General features: G+C 66.0%; 16 protein-coding genes and 1 pseudogene. 7 read left to right on the top strand and 10 right to left on the bottom strand.

Annotated features, from left to right (window positions below; all coding sequences use genetic code 11):
- The first annotated feature begins 133 nt into the window (after positions 1–133).
- Positions 134–1,258 carry an FUSC family protein gene (locus J9611_RS15510; protein WP_211881392.1) on the top strand — a complete coding sequence of 375 codons (1,125 nt, stop codon included), beginning with the start codon at positions 134–136 and terminating at the stop codon, positions 1,256–1,258.
- Positions 1,259–1,297: 39 nt separating this feature from the next.
- Here the strand turns inward: J9611_RS15510 and J9611_RS15505 are convergent, their stop codons facing one another.
- From J9611_RS15505 to J9611_RS15485, 5 genes are all read right to left on the bottom strand, one after another.
- Entirely contained in the window at positions 1,298–2,200 is a 903-nt protein-coding gene (locus tag J9611_RS15505) for an aldose 1-epimerase family protein (RefSeq protein ID WP_211881390.1), read from the bottom strand.
- Positions 2,197–3,717, bottom strand: coding sequence for an L-arabinose isomerase (gene araA / locus J9611_RS15500; RefSeq protein ID WP_211881388.1), 1,521 nt, complete (start codon positions 3,715–3,717; stop codon positions 2,197–2,199). The genes J9611_RS15505 and araA overlap by 4 nt, the downstream gene beginning before the upstream one ends.
- A gap of 39 nt (positions 3,718–3,756) precedes the next feature.
- The gene (locus J9611_RS15495) at positions 3,757–4,467 is read right to left on the bottom strand and encodes an L-ribulose-5-phosphate 4-epimerase (protein ID WP_211881386.1); all 711 of its coding nucleotides are present in this window, start codon (positions 4,465–4,467) and stop codon (positions 3,757–3,759) included.
- Entirely contained in the window at positions 4,464–6,221 is a 1,758-nt protein-coding gene (gene araB, locus J9611_RS15490) for a ribulokinase (RefSeq protein ID WP_211881384.1), read from the bottom strand. Before araB ends, J9611_RS15495 begins: the two co-directional genes overlap by 4 nt.
- 135 nt (positions 6,222–6,356) lie before the next feature.
- Complete coding sequence (locus J9611_RS15485; protein ID WP_211881382.1) at positions 6,357–7,370, bottom strand: LacI family DNA-binding transcriptional regulator; 1,014 nt, start codon at positions 7,368–7,370, stop codon at positions 6,357–6,359.
- 280 nt (positions 7,371–7,650) lie between these two features.
- Between J9611_RS15485 and chvE the strand changes: the two genes are divergently transcribed.
- The 4 genes from chvE (at position 7,651) to J9611_RS15465 (ending at position 11,946) form a co-directional block, all read left to right on the top strand.
- The gene (gene chvE / locus J9611_RS15480; RefSeq protein WP_211881380.1) at positions 7,651–8,772 is read left to right on the top strand and encodes a multiple monosaccharide ABC transporter substrate-binding protein; all 1,122 of its coding nucleotides are present in this window, start codon (positions 7,651–7,653) and stop codon (positions 8,770–8,772) included.
- A gap of 105 nt (positions 8,773–8,877) precedes the next feature.
- A complete protein-coding gene (gene mmsA, locus J9611_RS15475; protein ID WP_211881379.1) occupies positions 8,878–10,407 on the top strand; it encodes a multiple monosaccharide ABC transporter ATP-binding protein in 1,530 nt (509 codons plus the stop codon).
- A gap of 5 nt (positions 10,408–10,412) precedes the next feature.
- On the top strand, positions 10,413–11,720 hold the full coding sequence (gene mmsB, locus J9611_RS15470) for a multiple monosaccharide ABC transporter permease (protein WP_211881378.1): 1,308 nt from the start codon (positions 10,413–10,415) through the stop codon (positions 11,718–11,720).
- Between the two features lie 22 nt (positions 11,721–11,742).
- The gene (locus J9611_RS15465; protein WP_211881377.1) at positions 11,743–11,946 is read left to right on the top strand and encodes a hypothetical protein; all 204 of its coding nucleotides are present in this window, start codon (positions 11,743–11,745) and stop codon (positions 11,944–11,946) included.
- Between the two features lie 134 nt (positions 11,947–12,080).
- On the opposite strand, the gene J9611_RS15460 is transcribed toward J9611_RS15465, so the two are convergent.
- The 4 genes from J9611_RS15460 to J9611_RS15445 form a co-directional block, all read right to left on the bottom strand.
- The gene (locus J9611_RS15460) at positions 12,081–14,309 is read right to left on the bottom strand and encodes an alpha-galactosidase (RefSeq protein WP_211881376.1); all 2,229 of its coding nucleotides are present in this window, start codon (positions 14,307–14,309) and stop codon (positions 12,081–12,083) included.
- 163 nt (positions 14,310–14,472) lie between these two features.
- The gene (locus J9611_RS15455; protein WP_211881375.1) at positions 14,473–15,813 is read right to left on the bottom strand and encodes an ABC transporter substrate-binding protein; all 1,341 of its coding nucleotides are present in this window, start codon (positions 15,811–15,813) and stop codon (positions 14,473–14,475) included.
- 62 nt (positions 15,814–15,875) lie between these two features.
- Positions 15,876–16,823 carry a carbohydrate ABC transporter permease gene (locus J9611_RS15450; protein WP_211881374.1) on the bottom strand — a complete coding sequence of 316 codons (948 nt, stop codon included), beginning with the start codon at positions 16,821–16,823 and terminating at the stop codon, positions 15,876–15,878.
- A gap of 12 nt (positions 16,824–16,835) precedes the next feature.
- The gene (locus J9611_RS15445; protein ID WP_211881372.1) at positions 16,836–17,801 is read right to left on the bottom strand and encodes a carbohydrate ABC transporter permease; all 966 of its coding nucleotides are present in this window, start codon (positions 17,799–17,801) and stop codon (positions 16,836–16,838) included.
- 215 nt (positions 17,802–18,016) lie between these two features.
- On the opposite strand from J9611_RS15445, the gene J9611_RS15440 reads away from it, so the two are divergent.
- Together J9611_RS15440 and J9611_RS15435 are read left to right on the top strand one after the other, a co-directional pair.
- Positions 18,017–19,219: a Gfo/Idh/MocA family protein gene (locus J9611_RS15440; RefSeq protein ID WP_211881370.1), complete on the top strand. Its 1,203-nt coding sequence runs from the start codon at positions 18,017–18,019 to the stop codon at positions 19,217–19,219.
- A gap of 5 nt (positions 19,220–19,224) precedes the next feature.
- Positions 19,225–20,292, top strand: a complete 1,068-nt coding sequence (locus J9611_RS15435; protein ID WP_372447803.1) for a LacI family DNA-binding transcriptional regulator — start codon at positions 19,225–19,227, stop codon at positions 20,290–20,292.
- A gap of 101 nt (positions 20,293–20,393) precedes the next feature.
- Here J9611_RS15435 and J9611_RS15430 read toward each other — a convergent pair.
- A pseudogene (locus J9611_RS15430) lies at positions 20,394–20,660 on the bottom strand (UDP-glucose 4-epimerase GalE); the annotation flags it as partial.

The following is a 20,660-nucleotide window of genomic DNA, read 5'->3' as shown; positions in this document are numbered from 1 at the left end:
AAGTTTCGATTTGTGAGTTCTCGATTTTCGGATCCGGGCAAACAACGGTTTGCTTATGTATGCCCGGGCGATCGGTTGCACCCGCGTCCGGCAACCAGTACCAGAATGAGTTTCCGGAAGGGTGGAGGCAGGCATGAGGCAGTCCCTGCTGCGGCATTTCCGTACCCTGCACAGCCTCGCCCCGGCCAACAACGATCATTTGTCGGCGCTGCGCGTGGCCGTCAGTGTAGCCGTTCCGTCACTGGTTCTCCTCGTCGTCGGGCGTCCCGAGCTGATTATCTACGCCGTCTTCGGCGCCCTGACGGGAATGTACGGGCGGTCCGAACCCCACCAGCTTCGTCTCAGGCACCAGGCGCAAGCGGCGCTGGTGCTGTTGACCGGCGTGGGCGTGGGGGTCTTCCTGTCCGTGAATCATCTGCACTCGTGGTGGCTGGTGGGTGTGGAAGCGCTGTTGGCCGGCGTCGGTTCGGTATTCTCCGACAGGGTGAATTTCAAGCCCAACGGCCCGTTCTTCGGCATCCTTGCCCTGGGTGCGTGCGCTTCCGTTCCCACGGCGGTTCCCTGGCCGTTCGCGCTTCTCATCTGCGCCGCAGCTGCCGGGCTTTCGCTCGCAGTGGGTTTTGGCGGCTGGGTCCGCGGCCGGGCGTGGAACCCGGGAGCGCTCCGGGTGGCGGCGCCCCTGCGCGGACCCCGGAGGCAGCTGGCGGTCATCCACGCGGCACGGTACGTCCTGGCGGTCGGCGCCGCGGGGACCATCGGCGTTCTCAGCGGCAGCGGCCATCCGCACTGGGCCATGGCAGCGGCGGCGGTCCCGCTGGCGGGCGCCGATTTGCCCAGCAGCGTGCACCGCGGGCTTCACCGCATCATGGGCACGTTCCTCGGCCTGGTGCTCGTCGCCGTCGTGCTTCTTCCGGGCCCGTGGGCCCTCTTGCAGCTCTTCCCGGGGGCGGAGGCCGCAGTGATGGCGGTGCTGGTCATCATTTTCCAATTCACCACCGAACTTTTCATGACCCGGCATTACGGCGTGGCCATGGTGTCTTTCACTCCGGTGATCCTGCTGATGACACAGCTTGCCGCTCCGGCAGACCCGTACATCCTCATCACGGAACGCGGCGCGGAAACCCTGGTGGGCGCGGTGACCGGCATCCTGGTGATTGTCCTTGTCCGCCGGCACCGGCGGAATACGTCGCGGTCCGCCGCGGCGAACCCAGGTGATCCGGGCGGGCAGCACCCGAAGATTACCGAAACTACCGTGTAGCGCCCGGCGGGGAGTGGGGCTGCCGGCCATTGGGCCCAGTCAGGCGGCGAAGATGCTCCAGGCGGCTTCATGGGTCGCGCCGGGTTCCAGCCGCACCAGGTCCTCGCCGCTGTTGAAGGCATCCGGCGGGCAGGTCATTGGTTCGACGGCGAGTCCCAGCCGGTTGGGCGAGGGCGGCTGCTTGTCCGCGGTGTGGACCTGCAGCCAGGGGCAGCTCCGGTCCCAGGCCATGCCGACGCCGGTTCCGCCCGGGTCCCTGACGGTCAGCTGTGCGCGGCCGCCAGCGTCGAAGGCGACGGCTGTGAAGGCGTGGTCAATTTCCGTGGCGCCGATGGTGCGCGGCGTGCGGAAGTCGAGCGCGTGGCCCACCACGCTCCGGGTGGCAACGGGCAGCAGCCGGTCCGGTGTCACCTCAAGGAAGGAACCCGCCGGGATCTGAAGTGTCCATTCATCCAGTGGCGCCGGCCCAGCCAGCAGGTAGGGGTGCGGGCACACGCCGAAGGGCGCCGCATCCACACCTGTGTTGGCTGCTGTTACGCGACTGAGCAGCCCCTCGGCGGACAGCCGGTAGCGGGCCGTGAGGTGCAGGCGGAACGGGTAGCCGGGTGTCGGCTCCAAGGTGCAGGAGAGCTCCACCGACGACTCGTCGCGGGATTCCAGGGTCCATGCCGTGCCGAAAGCGAAGCCGTGAAGGGCACAGGCACGTTCGGGTTCGTTGACGGGCACCTCGTAGTCCACGCTGTCGAAGGTGTACCTGCCGTCGGGGATCCGGTTGGGCCAGGGCGCGGCGATAATTCCCCGGAAATCGGGAATGGGCCCGCCCGCCGGGAACGGGACGATCAGGTCCCGTCCCCGGTGCCGCAGCTCGCGGAGGGCGCCGGCGCGTGCCGTAACGACGGCGGCGTACTCCCCTGCCTGGATCTTGTATTCGCTTGTCCTCACAGTCCGCCGGCCAGCCTGTAATAGGCGGCGTTCCAGTTCAGTTCCTTCTTGAACCCCTTGATGGTGGTGCCCTCGTCGATCGTCAGGAGCTCGGTGCGGGCGATCTCCGCGAAGTCCTCGAAGACATCCATGCCCACAGCCGTGGTCAGCACGGTGTGGTGTGCCGCCCCGGCGGTCAGCCAGGCAGCGGCGGACGTGGCGAAGTCGGGCTTGGGGGACCAGAGCGCTCGCGCCACCGGCAGGTTGGGCAGCGGCTCGTCCAGGTCGACGACGTCGACGGCGTTCGCGACCAGACGGAAGCGGTCGCGCATGTCGGACAGGGCAACGACCACCCCGGGTCCGGCGTCGGTGTCGAAGACCATGCGGACCGGGTCCTCCTTGCCGCCGATGCCCAGCGGGTGGATTTCGACGCGGGGTTTGGTGGCGGTCAGGGACGGGCAGACCTCCAGCATGTGCGCGCCGAGGATCTTCTCCTGTCCGGGCGTCAGGTGGTACGTGTAGTCCTCCATAAGCGAGGCACCGCCGGGCAGTCCGGCGCCCATGACCTTGGCCGCGCGGACCAGGATGGCGGTTTTCCAGTCGCCCTCGGCGCCGAAGCCATAGCCGTCGGCCATCAGCCGCTGGACGGCCATGCCGGGAAGCTGCCGCAGCGCGCCGAGGTCCTCGAAGGACGTGGTGAAGGCGGCGGAGCCGTTGGCCTCGAGGAAGCTGCGCAGGCCGAGTTCGATGCGGGCGCTGTAGCGCAGCGAGTCGTGCCGCGCTCCGCCGGCGCGGAGCTCGGGAACCACCTCGTAGAGGCGCTCATATTCGGCGACGAGGGCGTCGACGTCGGACTCAGCTGCGCCGTGCACGGCGTCGGCAAGCTCGTTGACGGACCAGGTGTTCACCGAGACGCCGAAGCGCAGCTCGGCTTCGGTCTTGTCACCTTCGGTGACGGCGACATTGCGCATGTTGTCGCCGAAGCGGGTCAGTTTCAGCATGCGGACCGCCGCCCAGCCCGCCGAGGCACGCTGCCACACTCCCACCTGCCGGGTAACCTCGGGATTGGAAACGTGGCCCACTACCGTCTTGCGGGGAATGCCCAGGCGGGACTGGATGTAGCCGAACTCGCGGTCGCCGTGGGCGGCCTGGTTGAGGTTCATGAAGTCGAAGTCGATGTCGGCCCAGGGCAGTTCCACATTGGCCTGGGTGTGCAGGTGCAGGAGAGGCTTCCGCAGCAGGTCCAGGCCCTGGATCCACATCTTGGCGGGCGAGAACGTGTGCATCCAGGCGGTCACGCCGATCACTGCGTCGTCGGAGTTCGCTTCGAGCGCGGTCCGGCGGATGGCTTCGGAATCGGTGAGGACAGGCTTCCAGACGATGTTGACCGGGACGTCGGAGGACTGGTTGAGCTGGTGGGCTATCGCCTGGGACTGCGCGGCCACCTGCTTGAGGACATCTTCGCCGTAGAGGTGCTGGCTTCCGGTGAGGAACCAGACCTCGTACTGCTTGAGGGAAGTGTTGTTCGCGTTCGACATGGGTTTTCTCCTGGGAATTCTGGGAAGGATTCGGGCGGCCTAGCGGCCATAGACGTTCTGATAACGGGCGTAGAGGGATTCGATCTTGGCCGGATCGATCGGCAGCGGCTCGCCCAGCTGCCGTGAAATGTGGACCGTGCGGGCCACTTCCTCGCACATAACGGCGGCCTTGACGGCGGAGCGGGCATCTTTGCCGATGGTGAACGGGCCATGGTTCTGCATCAGGACGGCCGGCGAGTGGGAGGCCTGCAGGGTTTCGACGATGCCGCGGCCGATCGAGTCGTCCCCGATCAGCGCGAACGGGCCAACCGGGATGCTTCCGCCGAATTCGTCGCCCATCATGGTCAGCACGCACGGGATGGCCTCGCCCCGCGCGGCCCAGGCCGTGGCGTAGGTGGAGTGGGTGTGGACCACTCCCCCGACGTCCGGAATGTGGCGGTAGACATAGCCGTGCGCGGCCGTGTCCGAGGACGGCGAGAGCTCCGGGTTGGTCCACTCCGCCGGGGTTCCGCCTGCGTCGGCGGAAATCCCTGTCACCGGGCTGCCGTAAAGGTCCGTGACCACCATGAGCTCGGGGGTCAGTTCGTCGTACGAAACCCCGGACGGCTTGATGACCATCAGGTCATAGCCCGGGACCCGGGCGGAGACGTTGCCGGCGGTCCAGACCACCAGCCCGTAACGGGTGAGCTCGGAGTGCAGGTCACAGACCTCGCGGCGGATCCGGGCGATCGTTTCCAGCAGCGCGCTCATGCCGAGACCTCCTCTACGCGTTCGGCGGCATCGGTTGCGCCGGACACGGGTCCGGCGTCGCCCAGGCCGGGCCTGGCCTTCCGCTGGATGGCCTTGAGCCGGTGCATGACCTCGTTCGTTCCCCGGCCGAAGTAGTCATGCAGGCTCCGGTACTCCCGGAACAGTTCCTCGTAGGCCGCGACGTTGTCCGGGATAGGGGTGTAAACGGCGCCTGGCTCGGATCCCATGGCTTCCGCGGCGGCCCGGATGTCCGGGTACTCGCCGGCAGCGACCGCCGCGTGGATGGCTGATCCGAGGGCAGGTCCTTGGCTCGACCCGATCGTGGAGAGCTGCAGGCCCGTGATGTCGGCGTAGATCTGCATCAGGAGCGGGTTTTTCAGCAGCCCGCCGGCGACGATGAACTCCTTCACGGGGACGCCCGAGTCGCGGAAGGCATCAACGATGGTGCGGGTGCCGAAAGCCGTGGCCTCCAGCAGGGCACGGTAGGTGTCCTCCGGGCGCGTGGCCAGGGTCTGGCCCACCACGACACCGGACAGTTCGTGGTCCACAAGCACCGAACGGTTGCCCGAGTGCCAGTCCAAGGCAATGAGTCCGTGCTCGCCGATCGCCTGGCCGGAAGCGAGTTCCGTGAGGTACTCGTGCACGCCGAGCCCCTGCCGGTCCGCGGCCTGATGGTATTCCGGCGGAACGCCGTACTTGGTGAACCAGCCGAAGATGTCTCCCACGCCGCTCTGGCCGGCCTCGTAGCCCCACAGTCCGTCCACAATGCCGCCGTCGACGACGCCGCACATGCCGGGGACCTCATGCAGCCCGGTGCCGTTCATGACATGGCAGGTGGAGGTGCCCATGATGGCAACCAGCTGGCCCGGCTCGACAGCCTTCGCCGCCGGCGCCGTGACATGGGCGTCCACATTGCCCACCGCGACGGCGATCCCCTCGGGCAGGCCTGTCCAGGCTGCGGCTTCGGCGGTGAGGTAGCCGGCGGCATCCCCCAGCCGGCCGATGGTGTGCTCCAGCTTGGCGCTGACGAAGTCCTTGAACTCCGGGTTCAGGGCAGCGAGGAAGTCCTCGGAAGGGTAACGGCCGTCCTGGTAGATGCCCTTGTAGCCGGCGGTGCAGGCATTCCGGACGTAGTTTCCGCACAGCTGCCAGACAATCCAGTCCGCTGCCTCGACCCACCGGTCCATGGCCGCATACACTTCCGGATCCTCTTCCAGCAGCTGCAGCCCCTTGGCGAACTCCCACTCGGAGGAGATCAGCCCGCCATAGCGCGGCAGCCAGGTTTCGCCCCGTTCCTCAGCAAGGGCATTGATGCGGTCCGCCTGGGGCTGTGCGGCGTGGTGCCTCCACAGCTTCACGTATGCGTGCGGCCGGTTGGCGAATTCCGGCAGCTCGCTCAGCGGAGTGCCGCCTGCCTTGACCGGGACCATGGTGCACGCGGTGAAGTCGGTGGCGATTCCGACGACGGCGGAGGCAGCGATCCCGGCGTCGGCGATCGCGGCGGGGACGGCGTGGCGGAGGACATCCCGGTAGTCGTTTGGGACCTGAAGTGCCCATTCCCCGGGAAGCCGGGCGGCGCCGTCGCCCGCTGTGTCCGCAGGAAGCGCATCAGACAGGACCGCATGCGGATAGTCGAAGACCCCGCTGCCCAGCTCCTTGCCGTCGCTGACGCGCACCACCACGGCACGGCCCGAAAGGGTGCCGTAGTCCACCCCAATTACAAAGTTTTCTCCGCCGTCTGCTGTGACGTCCATGAAAGTCCTCCAATAACATGCCCGCTGCTCCGCGGGCTGCGTTAATTGTGAGCGCTAACAAGAAGCCTGTCAAGGAACCTGCCTACAGCCGTCCGCGAAGCGATGGGTCAGCGATCGGCCGCCGGGAGGCTCCGGCTAGGGAAGAGGCGAGGTGCTGCCCCGGACGACAAGCTCGGGATCAACCACAGTGGTGCTACTTGCCGCACCGTCCTCAATCTGCGTCCGCATCACGTCCATGCAGCGCCTCCCGAGTTCCTCAAAGTCCTGCCGCACGGTCGTGAGCGGCGGGGTGAAATATGCCGCTTCCGGCTGGTCATCGAAGCCAACCAGCGACACGTCCTGGGGCACCCGGACGCCGGCCTCACTGAAGGCTCGCAACAATCCAAGCGCCATCTGGTCATTGCCCACAAAAACCGCCGTGGCCGTGCGCCCTGCGGCAAGCCTCTGGCCCATCCGATAGCCACTGCCGGCGCTCCAGTCGCCTTCCAGCAGAAGGTCGTCAGCCAGGCGCGCCGACGTCAATTCCTCACGCCAGCCTTCGGCCCTGGCTGCGGCATCGATCCAGTCCAGGGGCCCGGAAATGTGGCCGATCCGCCGGTGGCCCTGGCTGATCAGATGGGCCACGGCAAGCCGCGCCCCCCGCTTCTGGTCAACCATGGCACCGCTGAAGCGACCATGGCTCCCGGCTCCCACCACGACCACGGGCACAGCCAGGTTCAGGCCCTCGAGGGTCTGGACCGTTCCGTCATGCGGGACGATCACGATTATCCCGTCGGCACCCTGGTCCGTGAAGTAGCGGACGGCATCCGCAATGGAGTCCGCCCCGGACTCCTTCAGGGCAGCAATGCTGACAAAGTATCCCGCTTCACGGGCGGCCTGTTGCACGCCGAGCAGCGTATTGGCCGGGCCGTACTGGGCGAGCTCGGTCCCGAGGACACCGATGATCTGGGACCGCCGCGTCACGAGGGACCGGGCGGCAGTATTGCGCCGGTACCCGAGTTCGGCGATTGCGGCTTCCACCCGCTCCCGGGTGGCTTTGCTGACGTTGGGGTGGTTGTTGACCACCCGGGAGACAGTCTGGTGCGAGACGCCGGCATGCGAGGCAACGTCCTCCAGGCGCGGTGGACGTGTAGGGCTAGCGTTCCCCATGTGTGGCACCTTTCAACTCGCAGCACTGTATTGTCCAAACATCCTACGGCCGGCCGTTCAGGCCTCACGACTCAGTCAAATCATGTGACTTGACTCACAAGCCCGGCCGGTGCTAGTTTCATTTTGACAAACTTGTTAGCGCTAACACAAGCGGGCGTCGTTTAGGCTCGTCGGGAACTGGCTAACCGGACCTAAATAATACTGAGCCCTCGAATAGCCGCAGATGCTACTCAAGCCAGTACCAGTTCGCGGGCTGTGCTGTCCGCGGAAGGAGAACAACGTGAGAATCAAGAAACTCCTGGGAGCGTTCGCCGTCGTCCTGGCAATCACAGCCGGGGCCACCGGCTGTGGCAGCCGCGGCGGCGCCAGTCCGTCGGCCAGCGCAGACAGCTCCGGCGCCCTCGTGGGCATCTCGATGCCCACCCAGACCTCGGAACGGTGGATCGCGGACGGCAAGAACGTCTCCGAGTCCGTCACAAAGCTGGGCTACAAGACCGACCTTCAGTACGCCAACGATGACATCCCCACCCAGGTGTCGCAGATCGAGAATATGCTCACCAAGGGGGCAAAGGCCCTCATCATCGCGGCCATCGACGGCACCACCCTCACGGATGTCCTCGCCAAGGCGAAGGAACAGAACGTCAAGGTCATCGCGTATGACCGCCTCATCAACGGCACCCCCAATGTGGACTACTACACGACCTTCGACAACTACACGGTGGGTGTCCAACAGGCCACATCGCTGCTGACCGGCCTGGGCCTTCTTGACGCGAGCGGCAAGAAGGTGGACGGCAAGGGTCCGTTCAACGTGGAACTGTTCGCCGGCAGCCCGGATGACAACAACGCCAACTTCTTCTGGACCGGCGCCATGGACACCCTCAAGCCGTACCTGGATGCGGGAACCCTTAAGGTCCCCAGCGGACAGACCAAATTCGAGCAGGCGGCCATCCTCCGCTGGCAGGCTCCCGTAGCCCAGAAGCGCATGGAAGACATTCTCACCGCGGCCTACAGCTCCGGCACCAAGCTGAACGGCGTCCTGTCCCCGTATGACGGCCTGTCCATCGGCATCATCTCAGCACTGACCAGCACCGGCGGCTATGCCAAGGGAAGCCTGCCCATCGTCACGGGCCAGGACGCGGAGAAGGGCTCAGTGAAGTCCATCACCGCCGGCGAGCAGTACTCCACCATCTTCAAGGACACCCGCCAGCTGGGTGCCCAGGCCGTGAAAATGGTCGACGCAGTACTGAAGGGCCAGGAGCCTGCGGTCAACGACTCCAAGACGTACAACAACAAGGTCAAGGTGGTCCCGGCCTACCTGCTCAAGTCCGTGATCATCACCAAGGACAACTACAAGAAGGAACTCATCGACTCGGGGTACTACTCCGACGCCGACGTCAAGTAGCCAAGCCGCGAGGTTGTGGCCGGGCGTCCCGCCCGGCCACAACCTTCAGCGCAAGCCCCTGCAGCCGCAGGCGGCCCAGTTTCGACCAGTCAGTGGGAATTGACGATGAAAACACCCATTCTTCAAATGCGAGGAATCACCAAGACCTTCCCCGGCGTGAAGGCCCTCCAGGACGTCACCCTGGACGTGCACCGCGGCGAGGTACACGCCATCTGCGGCGAAAACGGCGCCGGAAAATCGACCCTCATGAAAGTGCTGTCCGGTGTATACCCGCACAGCTCCTTCGATGGAGAGATCCTCTTCGAAAACGAACCGTGCAACTTTTCGACTATCTCCGACAGCGAGAAGCGCGGCATTGTCATCATCCACCAGGAACTGGCCCTCAGCCCGTACCTGTCCATCGCCGAAAACATCTACCTCGGAAACGAACAGGCCAGGAACGGCTGGGTGGACTGGCGCAAGACCAACCTCGAAGCAGCCAAGCTCCTGGCCCGGGTAGGCCTCAGCGAAAACCCGGTCACCCCCGTCCAGCACATCAGCGTCGGAAAACAGCAGCTGGTCGAAATCGCCAAGGCCCTCTCCAAGGAGGTCAAGCTGCTCATCCTGGATGAGCCCACCGCCGCGCTCAACGACGAGGATTCGGGCCACCTGCTGGACCTGATTCTCCATTTGAAGGGCCAGGGCGTCACCAGCATCATCATCAGCCACAAACTCAACGAGATCCGCAAGGTCGCGGACGCCGTCACGATCATCCGCGACGGCAAGACCATCGAGACCCTCCGGATGGACGAAGGCGAAATTACCCAGGAACGCATTATCCGCGGCATGGTGGGCAGGGACCTGGAGAGCCTGTATCCGGACCGGGATCCCAGGATCGGCGAGGAAGTCCTTCGAATCGAGGACTGGTCCGTGCGGCATCCCCAGGACCACACCCGGATGGTGGTCAGCAACGCCAGCCTCAACGTCCGCAAGGGTGAAGTCGTGGGACTTGCCGGACTGATGGGAGCCGGCAGGACCGAGCTCGCCATGAGCGTTTTCGGACGCAGCTACGGCACCGCCACTTCGGGGAAGGTGTTCAAGCACGGCAAGGAAATCAACACCTCCACCGTGTCGGACGCCATCAAGCACGGCATCGCATACGCCACCGAGGACCGCAAGCTCTACGGCCTGAACCTCATCGAGGACATCAAGCGCAACATCTCCATGGCCGCACTCCGCAAGCTCGTCAAGGGCGGCTGGGTGGACAAGAACCAGGAAACCGTCGTGGCCAACGGCTACCGGAAGAGCATGAACATCAAGGCACCCTCGGTGGCTGCCATCACGGGCAAGCTTTCGGGCGGGAACCAGCAGAAAGTCGTCCTGAGCAAGTGGATGTTCTCCGATCCGGACGTGCTGATCCTCGATGAACCCACCCGCGGGATCGACGTCGGCGCCAAGTACGAGATCTACACGATCATCTCCAAGCTCGCGGCGGAGGGGAAAGCGGTCATCGTAATCTCCTCCGAACTGCCCGAACTCCTCGGCATCTGCGACAGGATCTACACCCTGTCCGCCGGCCACGTCACCGGGGAAGTGCCCATCGCCGACGCATCCCAGGAAACCCTCATGCACTACATGACCAAGGAAAAGGAATAACGAACATGTCGGCCCTACGAGAATCCCTCGGCTTCCTGACTAGCCGCCTGCGCCAGATTGGCATCTTCGTCGCCCTGATCCTGATCGTCCTGCTCTTCCAGGTGCTGACCGGGGGAATCCTGCTGGAACCGCAGAACGTCACCAACCTCGTTGTCCAGAACAGCTACATCCTCATCCTGGCGATCGGCATGGTGATGGTGATCATCGCCGGCCACATCGACCTCTCCGTGGGATCCATCGCCGGCTTCATCGGCGCCGTTGCCGGTGTCATGATCGTCCACTGGGGATGGCCTTGGTGGCTCGCCATCCCGGCCTGCCTGCTGGTCGGCGCGCTGGTGGGCGCCTGGCAGGGGTACTGGATCGCCTACGTCGGCATCCCCGCCTTCATCGTCACCCTGGCCGGCATGCTGATCTTCCGCGGCCTGACCCTGATCACCCTCAAAAACCAGCAGATCACCCCGTTCCCCGCCGAGCTGCGTGCCTTGGGCGGCGGCTTTCTCCCGGACATTTCCGGCGGCACGTCGGCGCTGGAATGGCTGACGGTCCTCCTGGGCGTAGGAGCCACGGCTGCACTGCTGATCCAAGCCGTCAAGGAACGCAGGATCCGCAAGAAGTTCGAACTGGAAAACGAACCGATGGCCTGGTTCGCCACCAAGACCACGTTCATTGCTCTGCTCATGCTGATCATCACCTTCCTGCTCGCCTCCTACCGGGGCACGCCGATCGTCCTGATCGTGCTCGCCGTCCTGGTGATCGTCTACACGGCCCTCATGAACAACAGCGTCTTCGGCCGGCACACCTACGCCATCGGCGGCAACCTCCATGCCGCGGAACTCTCCGGCGTCAAGACGAAGGCTGTCACGTTCCGGCTCTTCGTCAACATGGGCGTCCTCGCCGCACTGGCAGGCCTCGTGTTCACGGCGCGGCTCAACTCGGCCCAGCCGGCGGGCGGCACCGGCTTCGAACTGGACTCCATTGCAGCGGCCTTCATCGGCGGCGCCGCCGTCACGGGCGGCATCGGAACCGTGGCAGGCGCCATGATCGGCGGCCTCATCATGGGCGTCCTCAACAACGGCATGTCCATCCTCGGACTGGGCACGGACTACCAACAGCTCATCAAAGGCCTGGTGCTCCTCCTCGCCGTCGGTTTCGACATCTTCAACAAGAACCGCAGCGGCGGCGGAAGCAGCCTCGGAAAGCGTTTCAAGCTCAAGACCACCCCTCCCGCCACCGAGCCGGCAAAACCGGCCAAGGAGCGCCAGGCCCCCGTGACCGCCGGCGCCCGGCAGGCCAGCACCATCCAGAACCCCTGATCCAGCCAAGAGGGAAAACCCCATGACAACCATTGAACGCATCGACATCCAGATCACCAGCAGGCGCTTGCTTGACGAACGCCTCGAAGCAGCCGTGCGGCACCTGCAGGAAATCGCCGTCCTGACCGGAACCCATGGAATCCTGATCACCCGAAACGGGCCCGGGAATTTCACTGCGGAGCTGTCCGAGCACGTTCCATTCGGAATGACCCGCGAACTCATGTAATGACAGCGCCCCGCCACGGGCGTGCGCCAACTGTGCGGGCAGGGCAAGCTCCTGCCCGCACAGCCCGTTAAACACTCCGCCGCTTTGCGCAGCGCAGGCCTGAACCTTTACGCGGCCACCAGCCGGGACCGAGGCTAGCTGCCGACGGTTGTTACTTTCAGCAGCACGGCGTGCTCCGGGTTGAGAATGGGCATGGGCACGCCCACCTCGGCCAGGAAGCGGCCGCTGGCCTCAGCCCCGGATGCCAGCCATGCCGGGGGCTGGACCTGCGTGAAGGTGTGGGCGTAGTCAGCGTCGCCCGGCGCCGGGAAGACGGCCTCCACCCGGTAATTGGTTTCGGGGGGAAGGCCCGGGATGGCGACCCGTCCGGGCTGCTCCGAGAACGAGGTCCGCGTGCTGACCAGGGCAAACAGCGCCGCCGTCGAGCCCGGCGCCGCACCGTCACCAGCCGCCACGTCGGCTACGACGCCGTGCAGCATCAGGGCGTCGTCGGGAACGTCCGCGCGGACCATCCGGCCGCTGTGGATCAGGCCGCGGTGCTCCTTGTAAAGCCGGATGAAGCGCTTGAGCTCCTCGCGCTCGGCACCCTGCACCTGCCGGATGTCCCACTCCATCCCGAAGTGGCCGAACAGCGCCGTGATGGCGCGGAAGGAGAGGTCGTGGGTGCGGGCGGTCGTGTGCGAGGTCGTGGGGCCGATGTGTCCGCCCACGAGCTCCGGCGGAACCACCAGGCCGGTCCAGTGCTGGATGGTCTGCCGCTCCAGGGCGTCGTTGCAGTCCGAACCCCAGATCCTGTCGGTGCGCTCCAGGATCCCGAGGTCCACCCGGGCACCGCCGGACGAGCAGCTTTCAATCTCGACGCCGGGGTGGGCCTTGCGGAGCTCGTCGAAGAGCCGGTAGGCGGCGAGGGTCTGTGCGTGGACCGAGGCGCGGCCGGCGTGGCCGTGCTCCAGCAGGTCCCGGTTCTGGTCCCACTTGAGGTAGCTGATGTTGTTCTCGCGCAGCAGCGCATCCACCCGGTCGTAGATGTACTGCCAGGCATCGGGATTGACGAGGTCGAGGATGTGCTGGTGCCGCCACTCCAGCGGCAGGCGGCCGCCGTTCTTGTAACTCTGGGCGGAGGGCCCTGCGATCCACTCCGGGTGCGCCCGGACAACATCGGAGTCGAGGTTAACCATCTCCGGTTCCACCCAGAGGCCGAACTCCATGCCGCGGGACGTGACCGCCTCTATGAGCGGCGCGAGTCCGTCCGGCCAGAGGGCCTCGTCCACGTACCAGTCGCCCAGGCCGGCGTGATCGTCGCGGCGTCCGCGGAACCAGCCGTCGTCGAGCACAAAGCGCTCGACGCCGAGTTCCGCGGCGGAGTCCGCGAGTTCGATCAGGGTTGTGAGGTTGTGGTCGAAATACACGGCCTCCCAGGTGTTCAGCACCACCGGGCGAGGCTTTCCGGCCCCGGCGCCGTGTCCCGCGGCGCCCGGCAGCACGTGGTGCGGGCGGTTCCGGAACCAGGCGTAGAAGGCTTCGCTGACGCCGTCGAGTCCGCGGTCCGAGTACGCGGCGAACAGCGCGGGGGTGGCGTAGCTGCCGCCGGGCGCCAGGACGATCTCGGCCGGGCCAAGCAGCTCCGATCCGCCGATCATGGTCCGGCCGTCCGCGACACTGTCCGCGAACTGCTCGTGGTTGCCGCTCCACGCCAGGTGCGTTGCCCAGACCTTGCCGTGGCGGTTGCCGAAGCCGGCGGTGCCCGCGGCGAAGAGCAGCGAGGCATCGTGTCCGGTGCGGCCGTGCCGGCCGGTCCGCACCCAGGTGCCCTGCTGGATCGTCCGTCGCTGCGGGTGGCGTTCCCGGCACCAGCGCCCGGTCAGGTCCAGGAGTTCGACGGCGTCCGGCGCTACCGGGAGCACGGTGGCCAGCTCGTCCAGCTGGAAGGGCGAGTTTCCGGTGTTGGTGACGGTATGGCGGAGCTCCAGCAGCCCGCCGTCGTGCAGCCTGAGGGAGGAGGCAACGCTGATGCCGGCGTCGGCGTCGGCCTGGACAATCACCGCGGAATTCCGGACCGGGCCGGCACCGTCCGCGGACACGTCCGCCACGCGGAGCCGGACGGAGAAGTCATGGCCCGGGACGCCGTCGGCGATCCGGTGGCCGCGCAGGGCCGGACGGCCCTGCCAGCTCGAGGAAGCCTGCGGAAGCAGCCCTGCGGGGATGGCCTCATCGACGGCGGAGTGCGGGACGGGCCCGCCGAGGATGGCCAGGTCGGGAAGGGAGGCGCCCAGGTCGGCACCCCAGTGGATCACCTCGGCCTCCCCGCTGTCGAAGCTGATCACCAGGCTGGTGCTGGCGGAGCGCAGGTACAGGGGATCCATGGCAGGTCTCTTTCGGTGGTTCGGCGCGCGTCCGGGAACGCTGGAGTCTTGGGAGTGCAGGGTGGTGCGGGGAGGGAAGTCCCCGGGTGCCGCCGCCGCGGGGAGGAAGCGGCGGCACCCGGAGCGGGTGACAGCGGACGGCGCCGCAGTCACGGCCTGGGCCCTACTTGAAGAGGGCGTTGACCTGGTCGTTGGCTTCCGTGAGGGAACTGGCCGGCTTCTTGCCCGAGAGGACGGCGTCCATCGCCGGCTTCATGATGCCGTCCACCTTGGCCGCCTTATCGGCGATCGGGAAGAGGAACGTGGTGCTGTCCTTGACGTGGGTGGTGAAGGCGGAAACGTCAGTGCCCTTGTCCGCGAAGGCCTTGGCTGCGATCTCGGAGGAGCTGGTGATGGCCGGGAACACTACGGCCTTCTTGGCCACGACGTCCTGGCAGGCGGTGGAACCGAGGTATTCGACCCACTTGACCGAGGCAGCCGGGTTCTTGGTGCCGGCCCAGACGGAGTCGGCCAGGCCGTTGAACATGCTGGCGCGCTTGCCTTCAGGGCCCTTCGGGGTGGGGGCGAACGCGGTCTCCACACCCTTGTAGCTCTGGTACTGGCCGATCAGCCAATCACCGGTGGTGTTGATGGCGGCCTTGCCGGCACCGAAGTTGTCCGCCAGGCTGGCACCCACGGTGGTCTCGAGCTTGGGCATGTAGCCCTTCTCGGTGAGGCCGGCCCACCAGCTGATGGTGTCCTGGAAACGGGGGTCGTCGTAGTTGAACTTGGTGCCCCACGGGTTCTTGTCCTTAGCGGTCCAGCCGGTGGTACCGGTCAGGAAGCTCCACTCGGTCTGGCCCTGGCCGGAGCCGCCGCCGGCCAGGCCGAGGCCGTAGACCGCCACGTTGGTCTTGTCGAAGCCGGCCTCGTCGCCGCGGACGCCGTTCTTGTCCACTGTCAGGTGGGCGATCGCCTTCTCGTAGCTGCCGCCGTCCTTCGGGTTCCAGTCCAGGTTCGCCATCTGCTCGGCGCCCAGGCCGGCGGAGTCCGTCATGGCCTTGTTGTAGAACAGGCCTACCGTGTCCCAGTCCTTGGGCAGGCCGTAGCGCTTCCCGTCCTGGCCCACCCAGAGCTCGGGGAGGCCCTTGCTGTAGCTGTCCAGCTTGATGCCGTCCTTGGCCACGGCGTCGTCCAGGGAGAGCAGCTGCTTCTTAGCGGCGTACTCGGGGTACTTCGAGAGGTGGTTGGTGAAGACGTCCGGGGCCGTGCCGGCAACGAAGCCGTTGGTCAGCGTGGTCCAGTAGTCGTCCCAGCCGCGCTGGGTGATCTTGACCTTGATGTCCGGGTTGGCCTTGGTGAAATCGTCCGCGCACTGCTGGTAGGCCGGGAGCTGGTTGGCGTCCCAGAGCCAGTAGTTGATTTCGCCCTTGGCTTCGGCGGATGCCGGGCCGGAACCGCCGCAGGCGGAGAGTGCGAGGGCGATGGCTGCGGCGGCAGCGACTGCGCCGAGGGTCTTCTTCATGGTAGGCCTTTCGTGGAAGTGCTTGTGGAGGGAAGTGCTTGTGGAGTGTTTTCGGTGAAGAGTTACTTGATGCCGGAGAAGCCGATGGAGTTGACCACCCGTTTGCCGAAGGCGATGAAGAGCAGGAGTACGGGCAGGGCCGCCACCAGGGTTGCGGCCATCAGGCCGGACCAGTCGGGGGCTCCCTGGGGGGACTGGGACTTGAAGACGCCGAGGCCCACGGTGAGGACGCGGACGCTTTCGTCCTGGCCCACCAGCAGCGGCCAGAAGTACTCGTTCCACTGGCCGATGAAGGTCAGGAGGGCCAGGGTGGCCAGCGGCGCGGCGGCGTTGGGCAGCACGATCTGGAAGAAGATCCGGAGGTGCTTGGCGCCGTCGAGCATGGCTGCTTCCTCCACTTCCCGGGACATGCTCAGGAAGAACTGCCGCAGGAAGAAGATGGCGAACGGGGTCATGAACAGGAACGGCAACGCCATGCCGGCGAAGGTGTTGAGCAGGCCCAGGTTCTTGATCATCAGGAAGTTCGGCAGGGCGGTGAAGATTGGCGGGACCATCATCGTGGCGAGGAACAGGGCGAAGACCACGTTCCGGCCGGGCCAGCGGAGCCTGGAGAAGGCGTACGCGGCCATCGCGCTGAAGAACACCTGGCCGGCGGTGGTGACGGAAGCGAAGATGATGGAGTTGCGCAGGTAGAGCCAGAAGTTGATGGCGGCACCGGAGCCGCCGTCGGCGATGGCCTCTTCGGGGCTCTGCAGGCCGAGGACCCGTTTGAAGGCGCCCAGGCTGAAGTCCGCGGGAAGCAGGTTGCCGGCGTTGGCGGCCAGTGAGTGGTTGCTGGACAGCGCGGTGCGGAGCATCCAGAGGAACGGTGCCACCGTCACGGCGACGGCGACGGCGACGAGGGTCCACGCGCCGACGCGGCGCCAGTTGACGGGCTTCCGGCGGACCGGCTCCCCGGGGACGGGAGCATTGCTGACTGGCTTCTTGCGGGAAAGGGCGGAGGTAGTCATGGCTGGGGTTCCTTAGTCCAGATCCGATTCGTTGCCCTTGAGGAACTTCATCTGGATGAAGGCCACCAGGGCGAGAATGACGAAGAGAATGACGGACAGGGCCGAGGCGTAGCCGAAGTCGGATTCACCGAAGGCCTTCTGGTAGATGTACATCTGGATGACGCGGGAGGCATTGACGGGGCCTCCGCCCGTGGTCACGGCCACGGTGTCGAAGACCTGGAAGGAACCGATCACGGTGACCACCAGGACCAGCACCAGCACCGGGCGCAGGAGCGGCATCGTGATGCTCCAGAAGGTCCGGGTGGGGGACGCACCGTCGAGCGAGGCGACCTCGTAGAGGTGGTTGGGGATGGACTGCAGGCCGGCGAAGATCAGCAGCGCCGTATATCCCATGTGGCGCCAGACGTTGACACCGGCGATGGTGGGGATGGCCCACTGCTCGCTGCCGAAGAAGGCGATGCGGGGCAGGCCGAGCCAGCTGATCAGCTCGTTGACGATGCCCATCTGGTAGTCGAGCATCCAGAACCACAGCAGGGCAACGATGACGTTGGCCACGAGGAACGGCAGCAGCAGTGCACCTCGGATGAACGTGGACTTGGCCACCCGGTGCATCAGGAGGGCCAGCCCCAGGGCGATGATGGTCTGGAAGCCGATGTTGAGTCCGACGTACTGCACGGTCACCCCCATGGCGTTCCAGAACAGCTCGTCGCCGAAGATGGCGGTGTAGTTCTTGGTGCCGATCCAGGTGGGGTCACCCAGGATGCTGTATTCCGTGAAGCTGAGGTAAATGCCGCGCACCGTGGGAACCAGATAGAACGCTACGAAACCGACCATTGCCGGGAGGATGAACAGCAGGGCGATCCGGAGATCGCCGAGGCGACGTCTTCTGCCGGTCTTTCTGGCCCTGCCTGCCTTTCCGCGATACGAGGGCTTGGATCCGCCGGCCACAGGATCCGGAAGCTTGGTGATGGTAGTCATCGTTGACTCTTCCTGGTGGTGTGATGTGGATAACAACTGAGAAGCAAATCTACACGAGTAGATTCAGACCGACAGTAGTTTTCCCATAATTTAACAAGACATTTCCCGGCAGATGTGAAATTGATTGACTCGAGTAGATTCCGGTGGGAAACTGTCCGGAAGCCCCCGGGCGGGCATCCGGCCCGGTTGCCCGGGCGGGTCAGGATAGGTAAACAATGACGTTTTCAATCGGAGTAGTCGGTCTTGGCCAGTTCGGCGGCCATTTCGCCCACCTCTTCAAGCTCCACCCCGGAGTCAGTGAGGTATACGCCGTCGACGAGCGGCCTGAACGGGCCGCGGCCGGCCGGGAGCAGTGGGGGCTGGATGGCACCAAGGGCAGTTTTGAGGAACTGCTGGCGTCCGACGTCGACGCCGTCGCCATCTTCACCCAGCGCTGGACGCACGGTCCGCTGGTGGTGCAGGCCCTGCGGGCTGGCAAGCACGTCTACTCCGCGGTCCCCATGGCGGTCTCCGAGGAGGAGATCGCACTGATCATCGAGGCTGTTCGCGAGACGGGGCTGGTCTACGCCATGGACGAGACCAGCTACTACAACCCGGCCACTGTCTACGCGCGCAGCCAGCACGCGGCCGGAAGGTTCGGCCGGATCTTCTACGCCGAAGGCGACTACGTCCACGACATGGACCTGGGCTTCTATGACGCCTACCAGTACAGCGGCGGGGAGCACTGGAAGGAAACGGCCAGCTACCCGCCCATGCTGTACCCGACCCACGCCATCGGCGGTGTCCTGGGTGCCGTGCCGTCCCACGCCATCAGCGTCAGCTGCATTGGAGTCAAGGACGACCGCGGGGACGGTGTGTTCGACAAGGACATCAGCATGTTCAACAACGACTTCTCCAACGCCACGGCGCTCTTCGAGCTGAACGACGGCGGGGTGATGCGGACCAACGAGATGCGCCGGGTGGGCTACCCCTCACACCTCCGCGAATCGCGCTTCCGGTTCTTTGGCACCGAGGCGAGCTTCGAGCAGCTCGCCAATGTGACCGTGTGGCAGGACAAGAAGGACCTCCAGGACATCTCCGAGCAGATGGAAACCCGGCCCAGCATCCCCCTGGACGATCCGTCCCTGGCCGGTGTCGCCCCGGAACTGCGGGACGCCTTCATTTCCGGACTGGCGCCGGTGCATGACAGCAGCCGCCTGCCGGAGGAGTTCCGCGGTGCGCCCAACGGGCACGAGGGCAGCCACCAGTTCCTGGTGGACGATTTCGTCACCGCGGTCAACACGGGCACCCTGCCTCCCGTCAACGCGTGGGTCGCGGCACGGTTCACCCTGCCCGGCGTCGTGGCGCATGCTTCGGCCCTGCGCAACGGTGAACGCCTGCCGATCCGTGATTTCGGCGATGCACCGTCAGACCTGTAGCTAGCATGTATTCCATGACGACTTCGGCAGTGCACACCCCCCGCAGCCCGGTGACCCGCAAGGATGTCGCCCGCTATGCCGGGGTGAGCACCGCCGTCGTCAGTTATGTGGTCAACGGCGGCCCCAAGAAGGTGGCCCCGGCCACCGAGGCCAAGGTCCAGGATGCCATCCGGGTCCTGGGCTACCGCCCCAACGCCGCCGCCCGGGCGCTGAAGCTGGGTTCCAGCGAAACCATCGGGCTGGTCATCCCGGACAACTCCAACCCGTTCTTCTCCCTGCTGGCCCACGCCGTGGAGGACGCCGCCGCCGAGCTCGGCTACGCCCTGCTGCTGACCAACTCGGACGGCAACCTGGCCAAGGAACGGCGGAACATCCGCAACCTCGCCTCACGCCAGGTGGACGGGGTTGTCCTCGCCAGCGTGCTGTTTGAACCGGACCTGGAGGCGCTCGAATCGGCCGAAATCCCCGCGGTGCTCCTGAACCACGGGGGCAACGCCCCGGGCTTCAACAGCGTCGGCGTAGACCTGGCCGCCGGGGCCAAAATGGCGGTGGACCACCTCATCGGCCACGGGCATACCAATATCGCCCTTGCCATGGGCACCAACGTCGCCAACGACTTTGACCGCCGCGAACATGGCTGGCTGCAGGCGCTCACCGCGGCCGGGCTGCCGGAGGGCCCCATTGTCCGCGGCGACTTCACCCGCTCCGGCGGGTATGCGGCGGGGCAGCGGCTGCTCGCCTCGCCCAACCGGCCGACGGCGATCTTTGCCAGCTCGGACATGCAGGCCATCGGCATCCTGCGGGCCATCCACGAGGCCGGACTCGACGTCCCCGGCGACATCGCCCTGACCTCCTTCGACGGCTCCGCCGAGGCCGAATACAGCTGGCCCGCCCTGACCACGGTGGAACAACCGGTCCGGATCATGGCCGAGGCGGCGGTGAGCGCCCTCGTGGGTACGTCCCGCGGCCAGGAGCCGGAACAGCGGATCTTCCCCACGGAACTGCGGATCCGGCAGTCCTGCGGCTGCGGGGTCCCCGGGGCCTCGGGGCCTAGCCGGGGCTCCACGACTTAGCCGCGGCTGAAACCAACGCGGCCGGCGTCGTCCGTTGTGCATCGGTTGCTCCACAACTGCCGTTTTCAGCGCCCGGAAGGGCAGTTGTGGAGCAACCGATGTCAGGTGTTGTAGCCGTGCGGGTTGTTTTTCTGCCAGCGCCAGTGGTCCTCGCACATCTGGTCCACCGTCCTGGTGGTGGACCAGCCCAGGTCCGCCAGGGCTGAGGAGGCGTCGGCCCAGAACGCGGGCAGGTCCCCGGGCCGGCGGCCGGTGACCTCGTAGGGCAGCGGGCGGCCCACGGCCTTCTCGAAGGAGCGCAGCACCTCCAGCACCGAGGAGCCCTTCCCCGAGCCCAGGTTCCAGCGGAACACCCCGGGCTTCTCCGC

Source organism: Pseudarthrobacter albicanus, from assembly GCF_018224015.1.
In the GTDB taxonomy this organism is placed as follows: Bacteria; Actinomycetota; Actinomycetes; order Actinomycetales; family Micrococcaceae; genus Arthrobacter; species Arthrobacter albicanus.
This window is presented reverse-complemented; position numbering and strand designations above follow the sequence as displayed.